This window comes from Secundilactobacillus similis DSM 23365 = JCM 2765 (assembly GCF_001311075.1).
In the GTDB taxonomy this organism is placed as follows: Bacteria; Bacillota; Bacilli; order Lactobacillales; family Lactobacillaceae; genus Secundilactobacillus; species Secundilactobacillus similis.
Genome location: NZ_BBAD01000006.1, coordinates 40,397 through 63,338 on the forward strand (window position 1 = coordinate 40,397; position 22,942 = coordinate 63,338).

20 protein-coding genes, 1 tRNA gene and 2 pseudogenes are annotated in these 22,942 nt (G+C 49.4%); 8 read left to right on the plus strand and 15 right to left on the minus strand.

Annotation, left to right across the window (positions count from 1 at the left end; genetic code table 11):
- Window positions 1-39: 39 nt before the first annotated feature.
- The 5 genes and pseudogenes from JCM2765_RS02440 to JCM2765_RS17775 form a co-directional block, all read right to left on the minus strand.
- On the minus strand, window positions 40-657 hold the full coding sequence (locus tag JCM2765_RS02440; RefSeq protein ID WP_225351924.1) for a transaldolase family protein: 618 nt from the start codon (window positions 655-657) through the stop codon (window positions 40-42).
- 16 nt (window positions 658-673) lie between these two features.
- Window positions 674-2,097: pseudogene (locus JCM2765_RS18955) on the minus strand (glycoside-pentoside-hexuronide (GPH):cation symporter).
- A gap of 127 nt (window positions 2,098-2,224) precedes the next feature.
- Window positions 2,225-3,595, minus strand: a complete 1,371-nt coding sequence (locus JCM2765_RS02450; protein WP_054733341.1) for an aldehyde dehydrogenase family protein — start codon at window positions 3,593-3,595, stop codon at window positions 2,225-2,227.
- A complete protein-coding gene (locus JCM2765_RS17770; RefSeq protein WP_225351925.1) occupies window positions 3,592-4,665 on the minus strand; it encodes a TIM-barrel domain-containing protein in 1,074 nt (357 codons plus the stop codon). Before JCM2765_RS17770 ends, JCM2765_RS02450 begins: the two co-directional genes overlap by 4 nt.
- A gap of 475 nt (window positions 4,666-5,140) precedes the next feature.
- Window positions 5,141-5,608: a hypothetical protein gene (locus tag JCM2765_RS17775; protein ID WP_225351926.1), complete on the minus strand. Its 468-nt coding sequence runs from the start codon at window positions 5,606-5,608 to the stop codon at window positions 5,141-5,143.
- A gap of 336 nt (window positions 5,609-5,944) precedes the next feature.
- On the opposite strand from JCM2765_RS17775, the gene JCM2765_RS02460 reads away from it, so the two are divergent.
- The 6 genes from JCM2765_RS02460 (at window position 5,945) to JCM2765_RS02485 (ending at window position 10,230) form a co-directional block, all read left to right on the plus strand.
- Entirely contained in the window at window positions 5,945-6,403 is a 459-nt protein-coding gene (locus tag JCM2765_RS02460) for a LytTR family DNA-binding domain-containing protein (protein ID WP_054733347.1), read from the plus strand.
- Between the two features lie 225 nt (window positions 6,404-6,628).
- Entirely contained in the window at window positions 6,629-7,066 is a 438-nt protein-coding gene (locus JCM2765_RS02465) for a LiaF transmembrane domain-containing protein (protein WP_054733350.1), read from the plus strand.
- On the plus strand, window positions 7,042-7,380 hold the full coding sequence (locus JCM2765_RS02470; protein WP_054733353.1) for a hypothetical protein: 339 nt from the start codon (window positions 7,042-7,044) through the stop codon (window positions 7,378-7,380). The genes JCM2765_RS02465 and JCM2765_RS02470 overlap by 25 nt, the downstream gene beginning before the upstream one ends.
- A gap of 673 nt (window positions 7,381-8,053) precedes the next feature.
- The gene (locus JCM2765_RS02475) at window positions 8,054-8,983 is read left to right on the plus strand and encodes an ABC transporter ATP-binding protein (RefSeq protein ID WP_054733356.1); all 930 of its coding nucleotides are present in this window, start codon (window positions 8,054-8,056) and stop codon (window positions 8,981-8,983) included.
- Window positions 8,983-9,759: a DUF2705 family protein gene (locus JCM2765_RS02480; RefSeq protein WP_054733359.1), complete on the plus strand. Its 777-nt coding sequence runs from the start codon at window positions 8,983-8,985 to the stop codon at window positions 9,757-9,759. Before JCM2765_RS02475 ends, JCM2765_RS02480 begins: the two co-directional genes overlap by 1 nt.
- 234 nt (window positions 9,760-9,993) lie before the next feature.
- Window positions 9,994-10,230 (plus strand): hypothetical protein, encoded by a 237-nt coding sequence (locus JCM2765_RS02485; RefSeq protein ID WP_057152081.1) that lies wholly within the window; start codon window positions 9,994-9,996, stop codon window positions 10,228-10,230.
- A gap of 359 nt (window positions 10,231-10,589) precedes the next feature.
- On the opposite strand, the gene JCM2765_RS02490 is transcribed toward JCM2765_RS02485, so the two are convergent.
- Entirely contained in the window at window positions 10,590-12,749 is a 2,160-nt protein-coding gene (locus JCM2765_RS02490) for a YhgE/Pip domain-containing protein (RefSeq protein WP_054733363.1), read from the minus strand.
- A gap of 133 nt (window positions 12,750-12,882) precedes the next feature.
- Window positions 12,883-13,566: a hypothetical protein gene (locus JCM2765_RS02495; protein ID WP_054733365.1), complete on the minus strand. Its 684-nt coding sequence runs from the start codon at window positions 13,564-13,566 to the stop codon at window positions 12,883-12,885.
- A gap of 307 nt (window positions 13,567-13,873) precedes the next feature.
- On the opposite strand from JCM2765_RS02495, the gene JCM2765_RS02500 reads away from it, so the two are divergent.
- Window positions 13,874-16,039, plus strand: a complete 2,166-nt coding sequence (locus tag JCM2765_RS02500) for a YhgE/Pip domain-containing protein (protein ID WP_054733366.1) — start codon at window positions 13,874-13,876, stop codon at window positions 16,037-16,039.
- A gap of 520 nt (window positions 16,040-16,559) precedes the next feature.
- Here JCM2765_RS02500 and JCM2765_RS02505 read toward each other — a convergent pair.
- The 5 genes and pseudogenes from JCM2765_RS02505 to JCM2765_RS02525 all read right to left on the minus strand — a co-directional run bounded on the left by JCM2765_RS02505 (window position 16,560) and on the right by JCM2765_RS02525 (window position 20,700).
- Entirely contained in the window at window positions 16,560-17,216 is a 657-nt protein-coding gene (locus JCM2765_RS02505) for an NAD(P)H-binding protein (protein WP_054733367.1), read from the minus strand.
- A 17-nt stretch (window positions 17,217-17,233) separates the two neighbouring features.
- Window positions 17,234-18,150, minus strand: a pseudogene (locus JCM2765_RS02510) (DMT family transporter).
- Between the two features lie 195 nt (window positions 18,151-18,345).
- Window positions 18,346-19,020, minus strand: coding sequence for an NAD(P)-dependent oxidoreductase (locus tag JCM2765_RS02515; protein WP_054733368.1), 675 nt, complete (start codon window positions 19,018-19,020; stop codon window positions 18,346-18,348).
- Window positions 19,021-19,070: 50 nt separating this feature from the next.
- Complete coding sequence (locus JCM2765_RS02520; protein ID WP_225351927.1) at window positions 19,071-19,544, minus strand: MerR family transcriptional regulator; 474 nt, start codon at window positions 19,542-19,544, stop codon at window positions 19,071-19,073.
- 217 nt (window positions 19,545-19,761) lie between these two features.
- Window positions 19,762-20,700: an L-lactate dehydrogenase gene (locus JCM2765_RS02525; protein ID WP_054733369.1), complete on the minus strand. Its 939-nt coding sequence runs from the start codon at window positions 20,698-20,700 to the stop codon at window positions 19,762-19,764.
- 237 nt (window positions 20,701-20,937) lie between these two features.
- Between JCM2765_RS02525 and JCM2765_RS02530 the strand changes: the two genes are divergently transcribed.
- Window positions 20,938-21,504, plus strand: coding sequence for a hypothetical protein (locus JCM2765_RS02530; RefSeq protein WP_054733372.1), 567 nt, complete (start codon window positions 20,938-20,940; stop codon window positions 21,502-21,504).
- A 68-nt stretch (window positions 21,505-21,572) separates the two neighbouring features.
- On the opposite strand, the gene JCM2765_RS02535 is transcribed toward JCM2765_RS02530, so the two are convergent.
- The 3 genes from JCM2765_RS02535 to JCM2765_RS02545 all read right to left on the minus strand — a co-directional run bounded on the left by JCM2765_RS02535 (window position 21,573) and on the right by JCM2765_RS02545 (window position 22,692).
- Window positions 21,573-22,139 carry a L,D-transpeptidase gene (locus tag JCM2765_RS02535; RefSeq protein ID WP_082404964.1) on the minus strand — a complete coding sequence of 189 codons (567 nt, stop codon included), beginning with the start codon at window positions 22,137-22,139 and terminating at the stop codon, window positions 21,573-21,575.
- 131 nt (window positions 22,140-22,270) lie between these two features.
- Window positions 22,271-22,345, minus strand: a tRNA-His gene (locus JCM2765_RS02540).
- Window positions 22,346-22,422: 77 nt separating this feature from the next.
- Window positions 22,423-22,692 (minus strand): hypothetical protein, encoded by a 270-nt coding sequence (locus tag JCM2765_RS02545; RefSeq protein WP_054733375.1) that lies wholly within the window; start codon window positions 22,690-22,692, stop codon window positions 22,423-22,425.
- Window positions 22,693-22,942 lie beyond the last annotated feature (250 nt).

Genomic DNA, 22,942 nt, shown 5'->3' on the forward strand with positions numbered 1-22,942 from the left:
TTTCCGTGTTGTCCCAGGCGTCTTGGAAAATCTTCAAGCCTAGTCGGTGTAAGGGTTGTAGAAGCTGTTTTCGTAAACGGCCAGTGAACAGGTCACGATGTCGGCACCGTAAATGGCAGCTTGTTGGATCTGTTTGGCGTTGCGGATGGCGGCCACGATGATTTCGGTCTTGAAGTTGTAAGTCCGGTAGATGTCGACCACGTCCTTGACGTAGTTCATGCCATCGTCGCCGTAATCTTCCTTCCAGCCGACAAATGGCGAAACGTATTTGGCACCGATTTTACCCGGCATGATCGATTGGGCTGGGGAGAAGACCAGCGTCATATTCGTGCGGATGCCGGCCTGTTCGAGGCGGCGAGCGGCGATGATGCCCTGTTTGTTGGTTGGAATCTTGATGACGAAGTTGGGTGATAAGGCGCTAATCTTGGTGGCCATTTCAACCATTTCATCAGCGGTTTCCAAGTGAGGGTTGATTTCTACGGAAACCGGGAAGTCGGGCTTGTCAGCCACATAGTTAGCGATGTCGGTAATCGCCGTCATGAACGGCTTGCCGCTGGCCATAATGTGCTTGGGGTTGGTGGTGACACCGTCAAAGCCGTATTGTTCGTAAGCAAGCTTGATTTCATCTAATTTGGCACTATCTAAAAAATACTTCATGATAAAATTCCCCTTTTTAATTAGTCATTTGAACTGAGTTAACTTTTTCATCACCGCGACGGTTCAGCAGGTCCTTGACGATGGCGCCGTAGCGCTTTTCAGTCAGGGAGTAAGCCCAGTACATCAAGATGATGGTGGCAATCGATAAGACGGCCGAGTACAGGAACATCAAGCCACGAATCCCCAGTAGGGCGCCGGCGGTTTGCGTTTGACCAGGGACGTAACCGACCCAGGCGAGCACGACGCCAGGCACGAAGCCGGCAATGGCTTGAGAGAGCTTTCGGAAGTACAGGAAGAAGGAGTAGGTCATCCCTTCGGAACGGATGCCGGTCTGCCATTCGCCATATTCCACACAGTCGGAAACGAGGGCCCAGTTGAGGGCGCTGGTAAAGCCGTCGCAAGGTAGGCGATAGAGGTAAAGAACACGAACAGGAAGGTGTTGTCGGCCATGAAGAAGCCAAGAATGTCGGCGATGGCCCAGATGGCGCAGCCCAGCATGTAGACGTATTTTTTATCAATGCGTTTGGTTAAGATTGGGGTTAAAAATACCGAGACGAAGACCATCCCGATACTGAAGAAGCCCAACCATGAGATGGCGGCAGTATCTTTCAAAATGTACTTGCAGTAGTAAACTTGAACGGCTAGCTTGAGGTTAAAAGCCGAGAAGGTGAACAGGTTAACGATGCTCAAAGTGATGAGCGGTTTATTTTTCAGCAGTGATTTGAACGCTGCTTTAAGGTCCTTTTTATTGACCTTCTGCTTCGCGGGCGCCGAGTAGTTTTCTTTAATGTTGGCGTAGGAGATCCACTGGCAGATGACGCCGAGAGCTGCGAAGACCACGACAGCCACGGTGTAACCGGTCTGTTCGTTTGGCAGCAGGTTGACGATCGGCATAAACCCAATCGTCGCCAGCATCAAGCCTAGGTTAGACCCCGCTTGACGCCAAGAGGCCAGTTCGGAACGTTCCTGACTGTTTCGGGTCATCGTCGGGATCATCGAACCAAACGGCACGTTGGAGATACTGTAACAGGTCCCAAACAGCATGTAGGCGAGGTAGGCCCAGATCAGTTTACCGGTCACCGAGAAGTTTGGCGTGGTAAAGTTGGCGATCAGCAGCAGGCCGAGTGGAATCCCGGCCCACAATAGGAACGGCCGGAACTTCCCGCGTTTACTAATGTTGGTTCGGTTATCGATCCAGGTCCCCACTGACATGTCAGCGAAGGCGTCCCAGATTTTGGCAACCAGAAAGACCGTCCCGGCGGCTGCGCTGGGAAGCCCGACTTGGTCGGTAAAGTAGTTCAATAAGTAGAGTTGTCCCATATCAAACAGGAAGTTATTCCCAACGTCGCCCATGGCGTAACCAATTTTGTTACGCAGGGTGACGGTGCGGGGCGCAATGTCGTTTTTTTGAGTTGCGGCTTGGGTTTCTGTAGAATCCATTTTGCTAAATCCCTCCGATTGCTAAGTAGTTTATGTATCCCGGCGAGCTGAGGTCAAACAACGCAACAGTTGTCTCACCTTAGCTCGTTGGGATCGAGCTAAGAATCAAGTGGTGCTGAAAAGGTGATCAGCCTAACGCAATCATCTTTTGGTTAGCGAATTCGTATAACGCGAGGTCGCTCATTTCACGGCCGTAACCGGAGTTCTTGACGCCACCAAACGGTAACTGTGGGTAACCGTTGGAAGGTTGGTTCAAGAAAATCTGACCGGTTTCGAGTTGTTCGGCGACCGCCTGTGCTTCGGCGGTGGTGCCAGCGTAAACGGCACCGGCTAAGCCGTACTGCGAACTATTCGCCAGTTTAATGGCGGCTTCCGTTGACTTAACCACGTGGATCTGACCCACGGGACCGAAGAATTCGTCATCGTAGGTTGGGTTGGCGGGGGTCATGCCCGTTAACAGCACCGGCTTGAAGAAGTTGCCGGGCTGATCGGTCACGGCACCACCGTCAACTAGGACCTTGGCACCGTTGGCAACGGCGGCATCAACTTGGGCTTGAAGCCCAGTTTGAGCCACTTTAGAAGACAGGGGCGCAATCGTGGTACTGTCCAGCTTCGGATCACCAATTTGTTGGGCCTTGAAGGTCGCAATCATTTTAGTGGTAAATTCCTCGGCGACGGCTTCATGGACGATGTAGCGTTTGGCTGAGGTACAGACTTGGCCAGCATTTCGCAGACGTGAGATGGCGCCATCCGCCACGGCTTGATCAATGTCAGCGCCGGGGAGGACGATGAAGGCGTCGTTGCCGCCAAGTTCTAGAGTGGATTTGGTTAAGGCTTGGGCTGCTTCCATTGAAACGATTTTGCCGGCTTTGGTGGAACCGGTGAGGGCGACACCCTGGACGCGGTCGTCAGCGATGATTGCGGCGGCCTGATCGTTAGTGATGAACAGGTTCTTGAAGGCGCCATCGTCACCGATAGCGTCCCAAACCAGCTTTTCAAACAAGTCCGCACACCCCGCAACGATGGCGGCGTGTTTTAAGATCACTGGATTGCCCAACAAGAAGTTCGGCGCAAACACCCGCATCACTTGAGTATAAGGAAAGTTCCAGGGTTCGATTGCCAGCACGATGCCAGTCGCATCGTAGCGTAAAAGGGCTTGTTTGTTGTCCAAATACGTATAGGGTTTTGGCTGCAACGCCTGTGGCCCGTGATCCACGTAGTACTGCGCGATATTAGCGGCGGCGTTGGCTTCACCGAGGCCTTCGCGGTAGAGTTTGCCCATGTTAGTCATGGCCGTTTCGGCAAGGTCGTCAACGTGGTTGCGGAAACTGTCGGCGATTTTTTGAAGTTGGGCTGCCCGTTGCGCTACCGAATCGTTGTAGTGGTCGTGGTAGTATGTATCGCCCCGCTGTAAGGCGGTTGCGATGTCGGTATCAGATGCATTGGGATAGTCGATAACCGACTGTCCAGTATAGGGATTCGTCACGTGATAAGTCATTTTGAAGCTCCTATCTGTTGAAAGAGATCCGCAAAGGCTGAGTCCTTGCGGTAAAAGACTGGAATTTCACCCAAGGGTGCTGGAACGGTGTGGGTGCCACCGGTGTAAGGCCGTCCTGACCAGAGGTGGACCCACTGATCATCTGGCAAGTAAACTGACCAACTGGTTTGGTTCGGTTGGCTGACGGGGGCAACCAGTAGGTCACTGCCAAACAAGAACTCGTCTTGAACGTCGTAGGCATGCGCATCGTCCTCGTAGTGCATAAACAGTGGCCATTGTGCGGGTAACCCGCGGTGCGCGGCTTCGGCGATCACGGCGCGGCGGTATGCAGTGAGTCGTTTGAAGACTTTCGTATATTGCGCTAAGTGATCGATGGCTTCGTCATCTTCGTAAACTTGGAAGTTTTGGTCAGGTCGGTTGCCTTCGTGGGACCGCATGATTGGCGTAAAGGCGGCCATTTCGGCCCACCGCATAAACAGTTCCTTCGACCGCACGTTACCGTAGAGGCTGGTGTAGCCACCGATATCGCTATGGCTTAGGCTGTTACCGATGATGCCGCTTGAGAGGGCGGCGGGCACGGTTGAAATCAGCCCATCGTCTTGGCTCCAGTTGACGCTTTGATCACCAGCCCAAAGTAGCGGCGTGTATTTTTGACTACCAGCAGCGCCGGCACGCATGAAGTACATCAGTTGGTCGGCTTTACCGGATTCTTGCACCGCTTCGTAGTTGCACTGGGCCCAAAGCACTGGCCACTTGTTGTGCATCATCAGTGGATCAGAATGGTCGTACAGCACGACGTCGGTGGGTAAATACTCGCCGAAATCGGCCATCCAACCGGTGATGCCAGCGTCAATCAACTGGTGCTTGATGATGCCTTTAAACCACTCGAAGGCGTCGGGATTGGTAAAGTCAACGACGCCACAGTGAAATTCACCGAAATCAACGAGGTAAACGCCACCGTCCTGTGTTTGAGCGAAGTAGCCCTTGGCGGCCGCGGCTTGGAAGGATTCGGCATCGTTAGCGATGTAGGGTTGATGTACCCCAAAAATTGAATGCCGTCCTGTTGCCAAGCCTGAATCTGATCGGTGAGGTGCGGATAAAGTCTTTCGTCCGCGCGCCAATCCCAGAAGAGGCGTTTGCCAAAGCTGGTCATGCGGATGCCTTCCCAGTCCTGACACCAGAGACCGGCGATTTGAACGTCGTGGGCCTGGAGTTTATTTTTAAGGTCGTTGACGCGTTGCGTGCCACCCTGTAAGCCCAAAATGATGCCGTTGTCGGTCCAAGTCGGTAAGTTGGCGTTGCGGCCCATGAGCGCTGTTAGTTTGGTCGCGAGTTCTAAGTAGGTTGGCGCTTGGTCAAACACTAACTTAGTCGGCACGCCCCAGAATTGCAGTTCGTGGTAGTCATCGTTTTGAAAATCAAAGTCAGCGTAGGTGTAACTCTCCACGTGGCAGAAGTAGTGTTGCGTGGAAACAAACGTTGCTTCCGGATAGTTGGTGGTGTAGTAGTCGCCACCCGCGTGATTTTGATCCGCTTGGAAGGTGGTCAGGGTGTGCTTGTTGCGGCCAATTCCGGGTTCGGATGACCAGAGCGGGAAGTGGTGCCCGCGTAAGTTGAAATATGAGAGTTGTTCACCAGCCCGTAGACCTTTTCGTCTGACTGAGCCGTGAGCCGCAACCAGAGGCGGTTCCAACCATCAATGAGTAAGGTTGGCGTCACTTGTAGGCGGTCGTGACTATCGATGGTGAAGTTAAGACTAAGGTAGTCGCGGCCATCGAACCCTAACGTCAGGGTGATGTCATCTTCAGCGACCTGCTCATCAGTGATGGTGAGCGGAATCTTAGTTTGTAAGTTATCCTTGATATCAAAGTTGCCCCGGTACATATCGATGGCGGCGGTGCCGCGACCCAGAAATGCGATCGGCGACCCATCGGTTTGCTTGAAGAGGGTGAGGTCGTGATAACTGACCTCGTGGCGACTGAGAATCAAGTGTTGTTGTTGCGCAATTGTCATGGATCAGAAACCTCCGTTATGGCCACGGCATTAAGTTCGTGGTTAAGTGTTAGGTGATACGGTGTTAAGTTTGGATTTAAAAATTACACATGTTTCGCAAGTTGTTTGGTATGCAAACATCTTATGGCTGGGAACTTAAGTGGAGCTTAAAAGGCATGGTTGAGACGTCAAAATTGATTGCATGAATATGAAATCGCTTACATTTTCAACCGGTTCAAATAACCTAACGTTGATAAAGACGACCACTTACGGTCACATTTTAGCCACTTAGCGCAAACAGCTTGTGTCCATGGGTAAAATCAGGTTAACTAGAAACATAGAAGGGTGGGAAACGTTGTGAAGGTCCGGATTGAAATTGATCAAACACTGGCTGAGCCGGAAATCGTGATTCGCACACCCGCCGAGGATGCGGAAATTCGACAGTTACTGCAGCAGTTGAACGTTCCGGATGTTCCGACGCCACCGGTGTTAACGTGTTACAAGGGGGACACGGCCTACTACCTCGATTTGAATGAGATTTTATTTTTCGAAACTGAGGAGCGGCAGGTCAATGCCCATACGGCGGATGATATCTTCGAAACCCGCCACCGCTTATACGAACTGGAAAACCTGTTACCCGGAAGTTTTATGCGGGTGTCAAAATCCGCTATTTTAAACGTGGCCAACGTGTTTGCGTTGACCCATTCTCTCTCGAGTAACGTTGTGGCGTTCCAGCAATCGCATAAGCAGGTGTACGTGTCACGGCGTTATTATCCGGTGTTGAAGCGGCGGCTAGAAGAATTGGAACAGCTATAATTAAATGGTATAGCCATTATTTAAGGCAAAATTAGTGATTAAAGTCACGATAAACGCCTGTGCAGTCATAATAACATAAAATTCAAAAATGGAACATCATTAATTTGGTATAGTTGGTTAAATTGCCGATTATTACTGGTTTTATCACGTAAAATAAATTTTTGCCAAACTGGCAGACAGGAGGATGGGGTCATTGCGGACAAGTTGTGACTCCTTGAATAAATTATGAATCGTTCATTTCGCAACCGTAACTGGTTCTGGGGCGCTTTTTTCATCGTTGGGGCGCTTTTGTTGGGGGCAAGTCAGCTAAATCTGATCAATTACCACTTTAGTTTCTGGGGCGTCATCGCGACCCTGGTTTTGGCGGGGGCATTGATTCAAAGCCTGGTGATGTTAAGTATTGGCGGCATTATTTTTTCACTGGCCTTTTTGAGCATCTTGTACGCTGGCCCACTGGGCATTCAGGCGTTAGCCCCTTGGACGATTCTGGGAATTGCACTATTACTGACGATTGGTTTTTCGCTAATTTTTTTCCGACCGCGGCACCGTTACTGGGAGAAACGATTACACCACCACGCCATCCGTATGGCCCACACCATCATCACCAATATAATGGCGGCATGGTTGACGAAGAGACAGTGTCGGACGATAAAACGGAATTAAACATTGAAAGTCGGATGAGCAACAGCATCCGCTATGTCCGCGGCAACAACTTAGAACGGGTCAACGTGACGGCGTATATGACGGGACTGAAGGTGTATTTTGATAAGGCTGACTTAATTGAAAATGCCGTGATTGATGTGAACAGCCGGTTTAGCGGCGTGGAACTGTACTTACCGCAGGCGTGGCAGGTGATCAACAAAACGAACGTGTCATTGAGTGGTATTAATGAAAATGGCGTGCAGCAGGTGGACGGGAAAGTGGTTTATTTGACTGGGGATGTTGTTTTGTCGGGGGTTGAGGTGTATTACGTGTAGAGTATAGAGTGCGGAGAGAAGCGGTTAAAGAGCGGCGTGTAAGCCGACTTTGGCAAAGCGCCTGGGCTTTGGGCGCTTTTGCCAAAGTCGGCTTACACATAGCTCTTTGCTTCTCGGAGCACGTTTCGGCGCGGTTGCCAGAGAACACCAAGGAAAGCAGTCCCGCTAGAAAAATAGTAAGCGGAAAGTCGAATCCAAAGAGGCGCCGAAAACTAGGTAGTAGCAATACACGTCGCCAACACTACCATGGTGAGGACAGCGCTGAATATTAATGATGATTTCAAAATGCAGTATTAAAAGCGGCTAACCCAAATAGGGTGATCGTTTTTAATTTGGATAGTATTTGGACAGAGTGGCAGTTATTGTTCACTTGCAAAAGTGGGCCTTGCGACGTGCATTCCGGCAACGGATTTTTCGGCGTCACTGGGGCTTAACTGTTTCGGAATTTAGCGACTGTGAACGTACTATTTCGTCACTGGTTCCCTTCACCACGCCGAAACGCGTTCGGAGAAGCAAAAGGTTATGTGGAAGGCGTCCCCAGTGAAACCGCCAAGCCCGGGCGCCTTCACTGGGGACGCCTTCCACGCCACCTTTTAACCGCTTCTCCTCACGCTCTTGCCCCCAACCGCCAGCTGTGCTTAAATAAAAGGTAAGTCACAATGAGGAGGCCCTTATGGGAAATATCTTAACCGTGCAGAATCTCAACAAGAGTTTCGGCAATAAGCACATTTTGCATGACGTGTCGTTTACGGTTGAACGGGGGCACGTTGTTGGGCTCGTTGGGCCTAACGGTGCTGGGAAGTCGACCCTGATGAAGACGCTCCTTGGTCTGATCAATTACCAGACCGGGACGATTGAAATCGATGGTGAATCAATTACGCCAACGAGTCACGAAGCGCTCAGTAAGGTTGGGGCGTTGATCGAATACCCCGGCATTTACCCGTTTTTAACTGGTTGGGATCACCTGCGGCTGTTTGCCGATGGTGACCACCAGTTGCGCCACGTTCAAAACGTGATTTCGCAGTTGAATATGGATAGTTACATTAAACGTAAAACTAAGGATTACTCCTTGGGGATGAAGCAGAAGTTGGGTATTGCGATGGCCTTGGTCAGCGAACCTGAGCTCGTGATTTTGGACGAACCGATGAACGGGCTTGATCCGCAATCGACCAAAGACCTACGTGACGTCATTATGCTGGAAGCACAAAAGGGCACCACGTTCCTGATTTCGTCTCACATTTTAAGTGAGCTGCAAAAACTGGCGCAAGACCTCTTGATCATTGATCAGGGTGCCATCGTACAACAAACCACGATGCACCGGTTATTGGCTTCGCAAGGCAAGCAGACGATCATCCTAAAAACCAATAATGATCCGCAAGCACAGCAACTATTGAAGGCAGCGGGATTCCAATTAACGCCAAATCCACAGTTAGAGGTCGTTGAAACGGACGACACCACGTTACCTGAAATGCTGAAGGTGTTAGTTAACGGTGAGATTGACGTCTTAGACATCGATCGACTGGAAGGTAATCTGGAAACGTCCCTGCTCGAAGTCTTGAAAGCCAGCGAGTTACAGAAGAAGCAGCAAAAGGAGATGAGCTAGTGGGCACTTTAGTGAAGCAGGAATTATTCAAACTTTATAAGAAGAACAGTACCTGGATCAGCGCATTCTTCCTACTAGCAGCGGAGGCGTTCTTCGCGATTCTGTCTCGCATTTACCCGAAAACGTTTGAACCGGCTGCGACCTTTGAATCACTGTATTTTGCCCGACCCATCATCATTTTCTTTATGATTGCGGCCTGTGCGACGATTATCACCATGGAATTTCAGTACGGGACGATCAAGGAAGTGCTGTACCGGCGCTACAGTCGCGGGCAGATCCTCGTTAGCAAGTGGCTGGCGATGTTTATCTATAGTGTGTTCTGGTACGTGTTGAGCTTGGGCATGGCGCTGGTAATGAAGGCGATTTTGTTTGGTCACCACCTCGATTTAGATAAGGGTGTGGGCGACGGACTGACCATCTTCACCCGAACACTGGAAATCAGTGCGGCGACTTTTGTCACGTTGTGGTTGTTGCTGAGTTTAGTGTTCTTACTGGCCAACGTCTTTACCAGCTCCTCAGCCGCTGTTTCAGTCGGCATCATCGGCTACTTTGCGACCAGCATTGTTGGTCAATTGCTGATTATGTTGATTCAGAAGTGGGAATGGGCGAAGTGGAACCCGTTGACGATGTTGCTGTATCCCAATGCGTTGGCGCATCCCGGAACTTATCAAGCGCTCGTTAAGCTTTCGTCGTTTGAGATGTTTGTGGGGAACGTGATTTACATTGCGATTTTCCTTTGGATTGGGTTTTATGTGTTTAGACGGCGGAATGTTTAGTTGAAAATAAATATGGAGCGGTAGATTTCTGATTGGGAATCTACCGCTTTTATTGACGACTTATATTGTTGTTGGTGCGAGTGATTGGTTCGGTAAGTGACTTAAAAATTGGATCGTTGTTCGCTTTAAAATAAATGATTTTTCTGATAGTCTTGGTTTAAAATTCGAAGTTAAATAATTTTCACGCCGGTTTCAAAATGACTAGTGAATATGAATCAGAAAGGGCTGATAAACATGGCCAGAAACAGAAAAATGTCGTTTGAAGAGGAACATCAGCGAGCGCTAGACTTTTTAAATGACGAGGCGGCACTAGCAAAAATGGTTCAAGAAATTGAAGATTCGCCGGATGCCGATCCGCAGCTTAAGGCCGATTTGAAAGGCAAGACTTTTAATGAGTACTTGATGGAAAAAGCCGAACCTTTGCGAAAAGCGTGGAATGAGGTGGCCGCTAATTATAAGGGTCATTATTAAGAGGCACGGATTAGTCTGATTAACCTATAAAGCAGATTTTTGACTTACAATAATTAAAACGCTCCTTGAAATCCTATTTTAGGACTTCAGGAGCGTTTTTTAGTGGATTTAGGTTAGTGAGTGGTATTGGCGACGTGCATTAAGGCAACGTTGTTTTCGGCGTCACTGGGGCTTGGATGTTCGGGGATTTAGCGACTATGAACGTGCGCTTTTGGAACTGGTTCCCTTCGCCACGCCGAAACGCGTTCGGAGAAGCAAAGAGCTATGTGTAAGGTAACTCAGGTAAAACCCCAAGCCCGGGGCTTTCACCTGAGTCACCTTACACGCCGCTCTTTAACCGCTTCTCCTCACGCTCTGCTCTACAACTTCGACCTTTCCATCTCATCCTCCATCCGATAAACAATCGGTGACAACAGTCGTCTGAGCGGCATGATGACCGTGAAGAATAGGGCGATACAGAGCAGAATCAGCATATCGTGCCAGTAGATGCCCCAGTCTGGGACGGTGAGGGCCTCCCTAAACATTTGGATCGAGTAGGTGAACGGGAGGAACGGTGCCAGTGCGGCCAGATCCGCTGGAACGACTTGGAGTGGGTAGACCCCACCAGTCCCAAACAGCTGGACCAGCATCAGCAGGACGCTCACCACCTTCCCGGCATTTCCCAGCATGAAGACCAGGTTGAACATGATGACCAAGAAGACGAAGGACACCAGGTAGAAGGTCATGAAGAACGCAAATACGTGCGGTGGCCGGACGCCCAGTAGCCATTCTCCCACAAAAGTGAAGGTGGCTTGAACCGCTGAGATGCCTAAGAAGAGGGTCAATTTTCCCAAGTAGGATTCTAAGTGGTTCGGTCGGTGCAGGCCGTTGCGACGGTCGGGAAGGATGTACTCCCACGACAGCAACGTTGTCAGCAAGAGGTCGCCGATCCACAGCGCAAGGCTGGTGTAGAATGGCGTAACCTGTTCACCGAAGGACTTCATCTTATAGATATCCTCGGTTTGGAGCTTGATTGGCGCTGAGAGCAACGAGGACAGCTTTGGATCAGTCCCCAGCAGTTTGACGAGGGCGTCCAGATTCTTCTTGTTAATGAACGACATCTGGCTGTTGAGCGCCTTTAACTGTGACTTGATGCCGTCCAGACGCTGGCTGATTCGGGTGACCTGAGAGGTCGAGAGGTTGCCGGCACTGGATAGCGCCTTTAAGCCAGGAAGCAGGGACTTCATCGACTGCACAACGGAACTGTTGGCAGTCAGGTTGGTGTTAATTGTTGAATTAAGGCTGTCCAACGCCGGACTCGTGATACCGTTAAAGTTCGTGTAGGCGTTGTTGATCAAGGTTTGCAGACTATCGCCGGTAGCGTTGATCTGATTGATCAGCTGCTTACGCTTAGCGGCAGAGCCGTTACTGTTGGCGACGGTCCGCAAACTAGCGATTTGGGACTTTTGCTTGTTTAACTTTTGCTTGGTAGTTGCCAGTGACTTGATCATGGCAGTCGTTTTATTAGTTGGCACGAAGTTGTTAATCACGTTCAAAACGCGTAAGTTACCGTTGATCGTGTCGATAATGCCGTTGATCAAGGTTGCCGAGGTGGCGGTTTGCGCCTTGATCAAGCTGTTTGAGGCACTTCCATCCGTTGGCAGGCTCCCCAGTTGGCGTTGCAGTTTGTTGTTTTGGGTCTGCAACGACGTGATACCCGTGGACAGGTTGTTTTGAAGTGCCGTGTTTAGCTGCCGGGTTGAGTCGTTGATGGCCTTGGCGTTGTCCAACACAGCTTGAAGGTCATCGATTTGACTGGAAATCTTCGGTACGTCGGTTTTAACAGTCTGCAGGGTTGCTGCGGTTTCCTTGGACGTTTTGTTGATGCTGGCGAGGTTAGCCTGCGTTTTATCGATGGTCTTGATGGCATCATTCAAAGAGGACCGCAATTGGAGAATCTCCGGTTCCTTTTGGCTCAACGTTTCACCCGCCGAGTTCATCATCGTTAAAGCTTGCTTACTCCCGATTTTGATGAAATTCGAACGGATGGTTGCCGTCAACGTATCCTTGGCTTGCCCGGTGATTTTGGTTGCCGCCGGGTTCAGTTTTTCGTTAGATTTGTAGATGACGCTTGGCTTTTGTGGGTTTTCCGTGGCGAAGGTCGCAATTTTAGCGGAGAAATCGCTAGGAATTTCAATCAACGCATAGTATTTACCACGATCCAGACCATCGTTGGCCTGCCAGTCGTTGGTGATGATCCAGTTGATCGCGTGGTTGGTCTTCATCTGTTTGGTGATCTGCTTACCAATGTTGAACTGCTTGCCCTTGAGTGCGCTACCTTCGTCGTTGTTAACGACGGCAATCGGTAGTCGGCTGGTGTTGCTGGCCGAGTAGGGGTTCCAAGATACCGCGATATTGAGCACCGCATAAATCATGGGAATCAACGCCACAACGAGGATTGTGATCCAAATAGTTTTGGTGTGAAAGATCCGCCGGTAATCTTCTTTAATTAAACTGCGTAAGTTACGAAAATGCTGCATGGTTGCTCCTTTGTGTAGTGATTCGGGTGGTGACTTCCTTGCTATTCTACCTAACTAAAGCTATGTAAGCAATAACCCTGAGAAAACCGGGCATTGGTTTTCCAGGGTTATTTAAAAGTCTTCCTAATATAAATTAAGCCGCAGTTTTGAGTTTACTCAACAAGCCGTTAGCGATGGTCAACGCTTGGTTGGCGTTGTTCAACGTTGTCACGAGGTTGCTGCCAGTGGTATTGAGGGCGGTTCCTAAAGCTGAGGCGTTGGTCTTCAACGAGCTGATGATCGTGTTCAACTGTTTCAAGTCATTGCTGTTGTTAACCGTGCTGGCCAGCGCCGTTAATTGGCTAGTGAGGTTGGTCATGGTAGTTGCGCTAGTGACTTTTTCGAGGATCGTCATGACGTTGTTGTGAGTTTGAGTCGATAACTTATCAGTGGCGCCCACGAGTTCGTTAAACTGCGATAACTGCTTTTGGCCGTTGATGTAACGAACAAGGTGGCCACGCCAGATCCAACCCTTCACCTTACCGTTGCCGTTTTTAACGTAGTAGTAAACGGCCTTGTTGCCGTTGGCTTTGCGAACCGTTGCTGTCTTGTAGGTGTAGAAGGTGGTCAACGGGTAGTTATCCGCGTTGTGGGCCTTCTTGGTGAGCTTAGCGGTGGTGTACATGTAGCCGGTCACGGCGCGGTAGGCGGTTTTAGTCATCGTCTTTGATGAGAGGACCTTCGTCGTTGCCTTAGCTGAAGCAGTGGTTGGGGCAGTGGCTGTCGCAAAAATAGCGAAGACCCCAAGTAATGCGAGAAAGAGTGCTGGTTTTTTCATGGTAAAAAACCTCCTTGAAAAGTTTGTTTTTATTTGAATTATCAAGCATATCGTTGGAAACGCATTGAGAATTCAACTTAATTGCATTAGAATACAGTGTAAATGATTTTGGTGAAAATTGAAAGTGGTCTGGAAACGCTGCGGCCATAATGAGTGGTTGCTAAACGGCGCTCTTGTCCCATTATACTCACTTTCTTGAACAACAACTTGACGAGTGTCAATGGCTCGACATCGACACAACTGGTATACTAGTTAATCGGACCAAAATCGGTCGCATTTTTCGAGCAACACATAAAAGGAGCAATTCATGTCAACGATACGCGCAATATACTTACGAGATCTAAAGGCGATTTTTAAATACCGGTTCACAATCGTCACCGTCCTCGCCTTGGTGGTGCTGCCTAGTTTGTACACGCTGATCAACGTGCGGGCACTGTGGAACCCATATGATACAACCGAAATTAAAAACATTCCGGTGGCGGTGGTCAACCAAGATCAGGGCGCTACGTTGCAGGGCAAACAGCTGGCGGTGGGGGACCAGATGATCAGCACCCTGAAGAAGGATAAACAGCTTGATTGGCAGTTTACGTCTGCCAAAACGGCAAGGGAGCGGTTGAAGAGTGGCAAATACTACGCGGAGATCATCATCCCGAAGAACTTCTCCAAGCACCTCGCCAGCATCGCCTCGGATAATCCGAAAAAAGCGAAAATTATCTACAAGAGTAACGCCCGCGACAGTCCCATGGGTGGCAAGATCACCGAAACGGCTGCCAATACGCTAGTCAATCAGGTGCAACAAACCTTCCTGAAACAGGTTAACCGACAAATCTTCTCGGTGTTGAACATGGTCGGCAATAAGGCTGGCAGCCAACAGGCAGAGATTCTGGCCTTGAAAGACTGGATCGTCACGCTGGGCGACAGCATGAACCTCGCCACCAACGTCCTCGGCGATGTGAACAGCGCCTCGACCAACATGGCGACGGTGTTAACGGGCTTGAAGCCGGTGATTTCAGCCTCGCAAAACATTGATGTCCTGCAGCAGAGTAACTCAGCGATGATCACGTCTCTAAACTCGGTGCAGGGGACGGTCAATAAGGCATTTAGTAGTTTAAATACCAACTTGAAGGCGGCGGATGCCAGTGGTAAGCAGCTGAACAGTTTGGTGAGTCAGCTGAATAAGACCACGAACTCGACGACGAAGGGGCAAGTGAATTCGCAGCTTAACCGAGCGATTCAGCAGGTGGACCTGTTGAAGAATCAAATTACGCCACTGGAAACGTTCCTGAAGAGTTTGAACCAGCAGGCGCACCTGAGTGCCATTACCAGTTTAACGACGACGTTGAGCGGGACGAAGCAGTTGTTGACTACCGAAAAGAGTCAACTGAACCAGTTGAAGCGAACGGTAACGGCGGCTGGCAATACCAGTGCGGCTGACCGGGCGAGTGCCTTGCGAACAGCGCGGCAGATCAACGAGAACTTAACGTCGGCGCTGACGCAGTATAACACTAACGTTCAAGGCCACTTGAGTGGTATTAGTGCCAACTTGATTTCAGCAACCCAGAAATCGCAATCAATTTTGAAACAGTTGAAGGCGGCCAAGGGGATTAATGAAGACTATCTCGATAATGCCATTCAGAGTAATAAGTTGATTGCGTCAACCAGCGGTAATCTGGAAACCAAGTTGTTGGCTTATCAGAGTGACGTCAAGAAGATGAGCGATCAGCTGAAGTTGACGGATGATAACGACATTGTCAGCATCATTACGGTGTTGCAGAACAATCCAAATATGATGGGCAACACCTTGGTGAAGTTGTTTAACGTGAAGGACGAAAGCATCTACCGGGTGAAGACCTTCGGGGAAGCCTTCCTGCCAAGTTACGTGACGATCTCCATCTGGGTCGGCTGTACGATGCTGATCATGGTGCTGCACACCACGATTCCAAGAGAGGAGCGGCGCTTTAGAAACGCCACGCCACACCAGGAGTATTTGGGTAAAATGCTGACCTTTGGCACGTTATCGTTGGTGCAAACGGCGATCATCATCTTCTCGTCGGTGTTGCTGTTGCACGCCCACGTGGAAAACTTCTTCGTGATGTTGGTCTTCGGGGTGCTGACCTCGATGGCTTTTACCAGCATCGTTTACACCAGTGCGTCGCTGTTCGGGAACCTAGGAAAAGCCTTTGCGGTGATCCTAGTCGCCATGCAGCTAGCCGGAAGCGGCGCCATGTACCCAGTCCAATTGAACCCGTGGATCTTCCGGGTCTTCCAACCCCTATTCCCATTCACGTACGCCATTGGCGGCTTCCGGGAAGCAGTGGGTGGACCAAACCCAGAAACGGTCTTCATTGATATATTCGTCCTAAGCCTCATGACCGGCGGCATGATTCTGTTGGGGTATCTGTTGAAGAACCCGATGGAAAAGCATACCCGGCGGTTACTGAGTGATTTTAGGAAGACGGGAATTGGGCAATAAAACAGAGTGCGGAACAAAGCGGTTAGAGACTGGAGCATAAGGCCCCTTTCCCATAATCCCCGGTTTTTGGGGATTGTGGGAAAGGGGCCTTATGTGCAAGTCTCTGCTTTGTGGAGCACGTTTCGGCGCGGTGGCCGGAAAGAACCAAGGCAGGCAACCCCACTATAAAGGTAGTAAGCGGAAAGTCGAATCTAAAGAGGCGCCGAAAACAAGGTAACCTTAATGCACGTCGCCAATTGCACTCAATACTAGAAATGCGCATCCCCGGTTTTGGGGAATTGTGGTAAGAGGGCCTTACGTGCAAGTCTCTGCTTTGTGGAGCACGTTTCGGCGCGGTGGCCAGAAGACACTAGAATAGGCAATCCCACTATAAAAGTAGTAAGCGGAAAGACCAATTTAACGAGGCGCCGAAAACAATGTAATACCAATGCACATCACCAGCACCACTCTATAGAACAAAAAACAAAACCGCCGCAGATTCCCCAATCCACGGCGGTTTCTTCATCTAAACTTCCAAATACTAATACCAAGCAGGCTTATCCCCATCCGTACCCGGCTTACTAATCCCAACCGATTCCCGAATCATCTGACTAGGCTCATCAATGATTTGAGTCACCAGCTGAGCCACACTTTTCCGTGAAACTTCGGTGCCTTTAAATGCCTGACCTTTAACAGTTAGTTCGTAATCAACGGTGTTTTCATCTTGGAACCAAGCTGGCCGGATGAGCGTGTAGTCGGTCTTGCTCTTCTCAACGACATGTGTCGCATCTGCGTAGGCCGTTAACGTTGAGCCCAGCATCATTTGATTCCACTGACCGTATTTGCCAGGAATTTCGTTATAGACCCCGTTGGCAGAAATCCAAATCAGGCGTTTAACGTTCGCTTTGTGCATGGCAGTAACCACTGATTTGGCCTGTTGGGCTAGGTTTGACCCGTACAGGTTGGCGTAGATCAAGGATTGATCCTGCATAATCGTCGTCAACTTAGCGGTGTTCGTAACGTCTGCTTTGACGACGTGCACGTGGTCGTTCGTTAATGGTAAGTCATTCAGCTTTTCTGGATGGCGAACCAATAGGGTGAGGTTGTCGAGCTGGTGACCAACTTGTGGCAGTAGGTTTTGAACAACTAGTCGGGCAATGGACCCACTTGCACCAAGAATTAAGATATTTTTCGACATGTTAAATCGTTCCTTTTTTATAGAAAGTGAATGCCAAGAACACTAATAAACATTAAAATCAAACCGATAATTTTTTCACGGTCAATGCGAACGGAGAAGGAATCGAATAACCCAGCGTGTTCGATAATGGCGCTGAAGAGCAGTTGGCCAAATAACGCTAGGACAACGACCTGCCCCGTGCCAATTTTAGGCACTAACCAGGAGCTGCAGAGAATATAGCGCCGCCAATGAAACCACCAAACCAGAGCCAGTGATAAGTTGCAGTACCACTAATTGCGGCTTTAATGGTGGTTAAATCGGCACGAGTAAGGATGATGACAACCAACAAAACGAGCGTGCCAATCGTAAACGAAATCGCAGCCGCCTGCATCGACGAATTAAGCGCAACGCCCAAGTGGCCATTGATCGCCGTTTGAGTGGCCATTAACATGCCCGCAATGACGCCGAATAGTTGATACAGAAATTGATGTTGCGGTCGGTTCTGTGATTGAGTGGCTTGGCCCATTGGGTTTGGTGGATTGAACACCCCAATCGTAATGCAGACGCCAACGATGACGAGGATGATCCCCATGAGTTTGATGATTGTCATGGGTTGTGTTGGTGAGTTGAATAACCCAAATTGATCAATGATCACACCCATGATGATTTGCCCCAAAATGGGGAGCACCGAGGCCTGAATGCTCCCGAGAACGTTAAATAGGATGATGTTGCCGGTAAGGCCGATCACGCCTAATAGCCCACCCAACCAGATCCACCAAGGCTGAGTGGCGATAAAGGTTGAAGTGACGGTGAGCGATTGACCAGTCAATACGCATAGGATAATCAGGAAAAGCATGCCAATCGCAAATGAAATGCCAGAGGCAACGTAGGGTGATCCTACGAAGTGACGCAGTTTTGAATTGATTGCAGTTTGGGTTGCTAACCCAGCACCCATTAAAACGGGTATCAGCGCTAAAATTAACACGCTATCCCTCCAATATAGTTGAATTACACTTGGCAGTGCAATTAGTAGATTACAACCTATAGTGCACTTGAGGTCAAGGCGAAAGCTTGATGAAAATCAGCAGGAATTAAAAAGAGCCACCGCAGGCGTCGACTGAGCGTCCTGCAGTGGCTCTTTTTAGGATGATTAGTAACGGCGAGTTGGAACGGGATTATTCCCTGAGTAGAGGGTGATCTGCTGATTAGGATATTGATGATTTTCGACGATATCAATCATCCCTTTAGCATAATCCGCGTAACTAATGTAGTCGTTGGTACCATCATTTGGGTCATCGGTGGGTAAATATAGATCACCATCAACGTGGTAATGACGAGTCATCGTGCCATCCGGATCGAAATTATAGGGCGGGGTGACATAAGTCCAATTGACACCGTGACTTGATTTGAGAATCTGCAGGCCAAGATTATGGGCCTGACACAGGTCCTGCATAAACCGTGGGTAGTAGTTATGCCAGTCCTGCAACTGGTGGCGGTGTTTTTCGTCAGTGTAGAGCGTATTCGCCCCACCAACTTTGAGATAACGGGTTTGAGACCCTTTAAGCAACGCGGTCACGTGCGCTAGTCCTTCACTATGGACGGATTCAGTTTTAGGATTCCACGCCCCAACGGCATCGATAACGGCATCCATCCCGAGAACATCGGTTGCGGTGAGGTCACGAATATCCTTGATAAGAAGGTTGGCAACAAGGGGATGAGCGTGTTTTCGATGGGCAACACCAGTAACGGTATGTCCGCGACGTTGCGCCTCTTTAAAAATTGCCCGACCGGCATGGCCAAATACGCCGATAATCATTAATTTCATGCTGATGGCCTCCTTTATGTCAAAGGATACAACCTCAAGTTAACTAGAGGTCAACGATTTGAATCGTGGTCATTGGTAAGCTGATCATACTGGTCGAAAGTGGATTGCGCAATTTCGTTAGTATCGTCAACTAAGTGAATGCGCTCAGTTCCGGCGTCTAAGGCCTTTTCGTAATACCATTGTTTGAAGTGTAGGTGGGCCATGGAGGCGTTGAGGCTGTCAATTCGGGACTGTAATTCGTGCTCGTGCTGTTTTAAGAAATCGTATCGGGCTTGGAGCGTCCCATCGCCTTGGAGTCGCCAGCCTTCGAACGTGGCGCTATCCTTGATTGAAACGCCAGCGTCGCGAAGGTCTAATATCATTTGAAGTGTTCGGATATCATCTTCGGTAAATTGGCGTCGGCCACCTGAATCGCGCTTGAGGAGGGGTAGCAATCCCTCGGCATCGTAGTAGCGAATGGCCTGAACGGTTAAGTTGAGTTTTTTGGCAACGTCGCCGATGCTGTATGTGATGTCGTTATTCACTTAGGTCACCTTCATTTTTAAGTTAGTTTGAGTCATATTGCTTTAATCGTATCATTATCGGTACCTAGTGAGCGGATTAAATCAAAAGATTATCGGGAATCCGGGGGAATAATAAATAACCCAACAAAAAAGAGTGCCCCGCAATCCTGCGGTCAGCGCTCTTTTCCTTGTGCATACTGTTTAACTGATTTAAATGACGATAAACGGCAAAGCTAGGTTAAGCTTCAGCAGCCGCAACCGTTGGCAACGTCTCAAACTTCTCGCGGATAAAGCCAGCAGATTGCGCCAACTTTTCCTCTTCTTCGTCAGTGATTGGCAAGCGAAGGGCTTCAACGATCCCAGTCTTGCCAATGATGGCGGGGTGGCCAACGTACGTGTTGTATTTGTCACTATAACATGAACATGGGCAAGCCAGGTTGGCATCGTCCAGCACGGCGCGGCTCAGCTTAACGGCGCAGGTTGCGATGGCGTAGCTGGTGTACCCTTTGCCGGAGTGAACGGCCCAGCCGCCGCCACGAGCTTGGCTTTCAAGTTCCGTCAAGTCAAGGCCGCGTTCTTCAGCGAGTTGTTCGATTGGCAAGCCGTTAACGGAAACGGTTGACCAAGCGACGAATTGAGATTCACCATGTTCGCCAAGGGTGTAGCCAGTGACGTTTTTAGGATCAACGTTGAAGTTTTCGCCAACCACCTTTTGCATCCGGGCGGTGTCCAAGAAGGTCCCAGTGCCTAGCACTTGGTTAGCAGGCAAGCCGGTCGCTTGTTGGAGGTAGTAGGTGATGCAGTCGCAAGGATTCATGACATCGATAATCACCCCGTTAAAGCCGGAGTTCTTGATCTTAGGCGCGATGTCTTGAACGATCTCACGAGTGTATTCAAATTCAGCCCAGCGGTTACCACTGGCATGGTCGAGGGCGTGAATGTTACCAGACGTCACAAATAAGATGTCCGTATCAGCTAATTCGCTGTAATCGTTCATCTTGATGGTTGTATGAGAATCCAAGCGCGCTTGGGCATCTTGTAAATCAAGTTGTTCAGCACGAGCCTTTTTCTCATTTTTATCGATTAAAATCAATTCATCCGCGATTTCTTGACAGACAAGGGTGTAAGCGATGGTGGAGCCAACGTGACCCACACCGATAATGGCGTATTTTCTCATATGTATTAACCTTCTTCTATGCAAATTCTAATTATGTTTTAACGATAAGCAGAATAACAGAGGATTGTTGCGTTGTCAACAGCTGTTAAGACTGACTAAGATTAGTTAGTGGCCATAAATCAGCCACCAACGCTGATATGATGGGCTTTAATTAATTCCTAGTAAAATAAACAATTTTTATAGCGCGCCCATTAGTGATACACTAGCCAAGTTAATCAAGGAGAGGTAAATAAACGGATGGGAATTTTATTATATCTATTACTAATTTACGGCGTCTTCCGAGTCGCCCGAAAGTCATTTCAATTTGAAAAAATCAGCCGGTTTGAGCTGGTAACGATTCCGGCGTACTCGGCGTTGATGTTTGTGCTGTCGATGCGTTGGGATGGTAACAACGTGCTATTGCTGATTGGGCTAATGGTTATTGCAGCGTTGATTGGCTGGTTCCAGTCATTGAAGGTCATCGTGCAACCCACTGACCAAACGGATAAGCATGGTCGGCCAATCGTGAAGGTGAAGCAGGGCTGGCCCTATGTGGTGGGGTGGTTGCTGGTATTTGCGCTCGGGGTTGCCGTTGAAGTTTGGCATACGGGGCAGTTTGAGTTAGTTGAAATTCTAAAGGAACTTGGGCACGAAGTTCGCGAAGACCTCTTCTTGTTCCTGAAGTTTGGCGACGACTACGCTTGGTACCTGTGGGCGGTTGCGGCAACCGCTAGTATCACTTATACCTGGTTGCTGCGACGGAAGGATCAAGCGGTGAGTGCGGCGATTCGGCGGCCGGATCGATCGAAAAATAAGTCGAAATAATAGGCACGCTCGGAAGATGATCCTTCTGAGCGTGCCTATTAGTTTAGTTGGATTGAACATTTCAGGGGCTACCGAATCACAACCTTCATCCCAAACGGCACGTGCTTATACAGCCAGTACGCATCCGCCACCGTTAACCGGATACAGCCGTGAGACGCGCGATGCCCTAACATCGCGCCGGCAGACGGAATGTAGGCGCCACGGGTGTTGATTGGGACACTGTGGAACAGGTAGACCCCGTGACCCTTCCAAGAAACGTAGTAGCGAGCGCCACCGAGCGGACCCATGAAGACCGGACCGCGTTCCTTTTGAATGTGGTAGGTGCCGGATGGCGTGGCCGCACCAGCTCGGCCGGTTGAGCAGTACATGACGTACAGGATCCGGTCGGTTTTCGGATTGGTGCTACTGTGGAAGTAGACCCGCTGGCGCTTCTTGCTGACGTAGATCCAAGCGGATTTGTAGCGCTTGAGGTTTGGATAAGCCTTCTTTTGGGAAGGTTTGCGCCAGTTAAGTGTGGTTGTTTTAGCCGACGTCGTTTTAGCGGAGGCCGTTGAAGTTGCCGTTGTCAGGCCGAAGCCAATCACGAGGCTGAGGAGTGCGAGTATGAGAAAACTAGTCTTTCGAATTGAAGTCATCTTGATCCCACCTTTGCGGTATTTAACGCTAATGATTGTTACCTCAATTATACCATGGGGGCGGGTGGGGCAAAATACAGCACAAAAAAACAGACCACTCAGTTGAATGATCTGTTTGCGTAATTCATTAGGGCGGTATGTGGGACTCGAACCCACGCGTGCCGGAACCACAATCCGGTGTGTTAACCAAACTTCACCAATACCGCCATCACAGCGCAATAACTATTATAGCATAGTTAACTACGCGATGGTGCATTAATTTGAATTATTTTGGCAAACGCCGTTACTTTTCGGTTGAATCGTCAGTTGCTTCGAGTTCGCCAGCCTTGATCATCGCCAGTGCGCGTTGATATTCGTTGACGGTTTCAGAGAAGGGATCCCAGAACTGGGGCGTGACTTGACCCACTTTGCGGACCTCAACGCCCATTGCAGTTGGGATGAGGTCGACCGCATCACCGTCAGTAACCTGCAGTTGTGCAATGAGTTCGGCGGGCAGTTTAACGATGTAATCACCATCAGGGGTTTGTTCAATTTTTCCCGTTTGTGCATCCATGTGGAGGCCTCCTTAGTCGAGTGGTCCGGTGATGCGTTAAAAGCATGAAGCTATCACCACGTTGCCACTAGCGTATACGGCCATTATACAGCGAAACGGCGGCAACATGAAATAATTCGGAAAATTTGGTTAAAAAGTAATCTATTTGACATCTTACGAAACGGCGTCAGGTCAATGAAAACGGTTGAAAATGCGTTCACGACTAAAAATTAATTTGAACTGTTCGCCTGTAATTTTCAATTGGAAGTGT

Excerpts from the sequence above, each read along its gene's own strand:
- JCM2765_RS02440 (WP_225351924.1), bottom strand. The coding sequence starts at position 657 with ATGAAGTATTTTTTAGATAGTGCCAAATTAGATGAAATCAAGCTTGCT.
- JCM2765_RS02450 (WP_054733341.1), bottom strand. The coding sequence starts at position 3,595 with ATGACTTATCACGTGACGAATCCCTATACTGGACAGTCGGTTATCGAC.
- JCM2765_RS17775 (WP_225351926.1), bottom strand. The coding sequence starts at position 5,608 with ATGACAATTGCGCAACAACAACACTTGATTCTCAGTCGCCACGAGGTC.
- JCM2765_RS02465 (WP_054733350.1), top strand. The coding sequence starts at position 6,629 with ATGAATCGTTCATTTCGCAACCGTAACTGGTTCTGGGGCGCTTTTTTC.
- JCM2765_RS02475 (WP_054733356.1), top strand. The coding sequence starts at position 8,054 with ATGGGAAATATCTTAACCGTGCAGAATCTCAACAAGAGTTTCGGCAAT.
- JCM2765_RS02485 (WP_057152081.1), top strand. The coding sequence starts at position 9,994 with ATGGCCAGAAACAGAAAAATGTCGTTTGAAGAGGAACATCAGCGAGCG.
- JCM2765_RS02490 (WP_054733363.1), bottom strand. The coding sequence starts at position 12,749 with ATGCAGCATTTTCGTAACTTACGCAGTTTAATTAAAGAAGATTACCGG.
- JCM2765_RS02495 (WP_054733365.1), bottom strand. The coding sequence starts at position 13,566 with ATGAAAAAACCAGCACTCTTTCTCGCATTACTTGGGGTCTTCGCTATT.
- JCM2765_RS02500 (WP_054733366.1), top strand. The coding sequence starts at position 13,874 with ATGTCAACGATACGCGCAATATACTTACGAGATCTAAAGGCGATTTTT.
- JCM2765_RS02505 (WP_054733367.1), bottom strand. The coding sequence starts at position 17,216 with ATGTCGAAAAATATCTTAATTCTTGGTGCAAGTGGGTCCATTGCCCGA.
- JCM2765_RS02515 (WP_054733368.1), bottom strand. The coding sequence starts at position 19,020 with ATGAAATTAATGATTATCGGCGTATTTGGCCATGCCGGTCGGGCAATT.
- JCM2765_RS02525 (WP_054733369.1), bottom strand. The coding sequence starts at position 20,700 with ATGAGAAAATACGCCATTATCGGTGTGGGTCACGTTGGCTCCACCATC.
- JCM2765_RS02530 (WP_054733372.1), top strand. The coding sequence starts at position 20,938 with ATGGGAATTTTATTATATCTATTACTAATTTACGGCGTCTTCCGAGTC.
- JCM2765_RS02535 (WP_082404964.1), bottom strand. The coding sequence starts at position 22,139 with ATGACTTCAATTCGAAAGACTAGTTTTCTCATACTCGCACTCCTCAGC.
- JCM2765_RS02545 (WP_054733375.1), bottom strand. The coding sequence starts at position 22,692 with ATGGATGCACAAACGGGAAAAATTGAACAAACCCCTGATGGTGATTAC.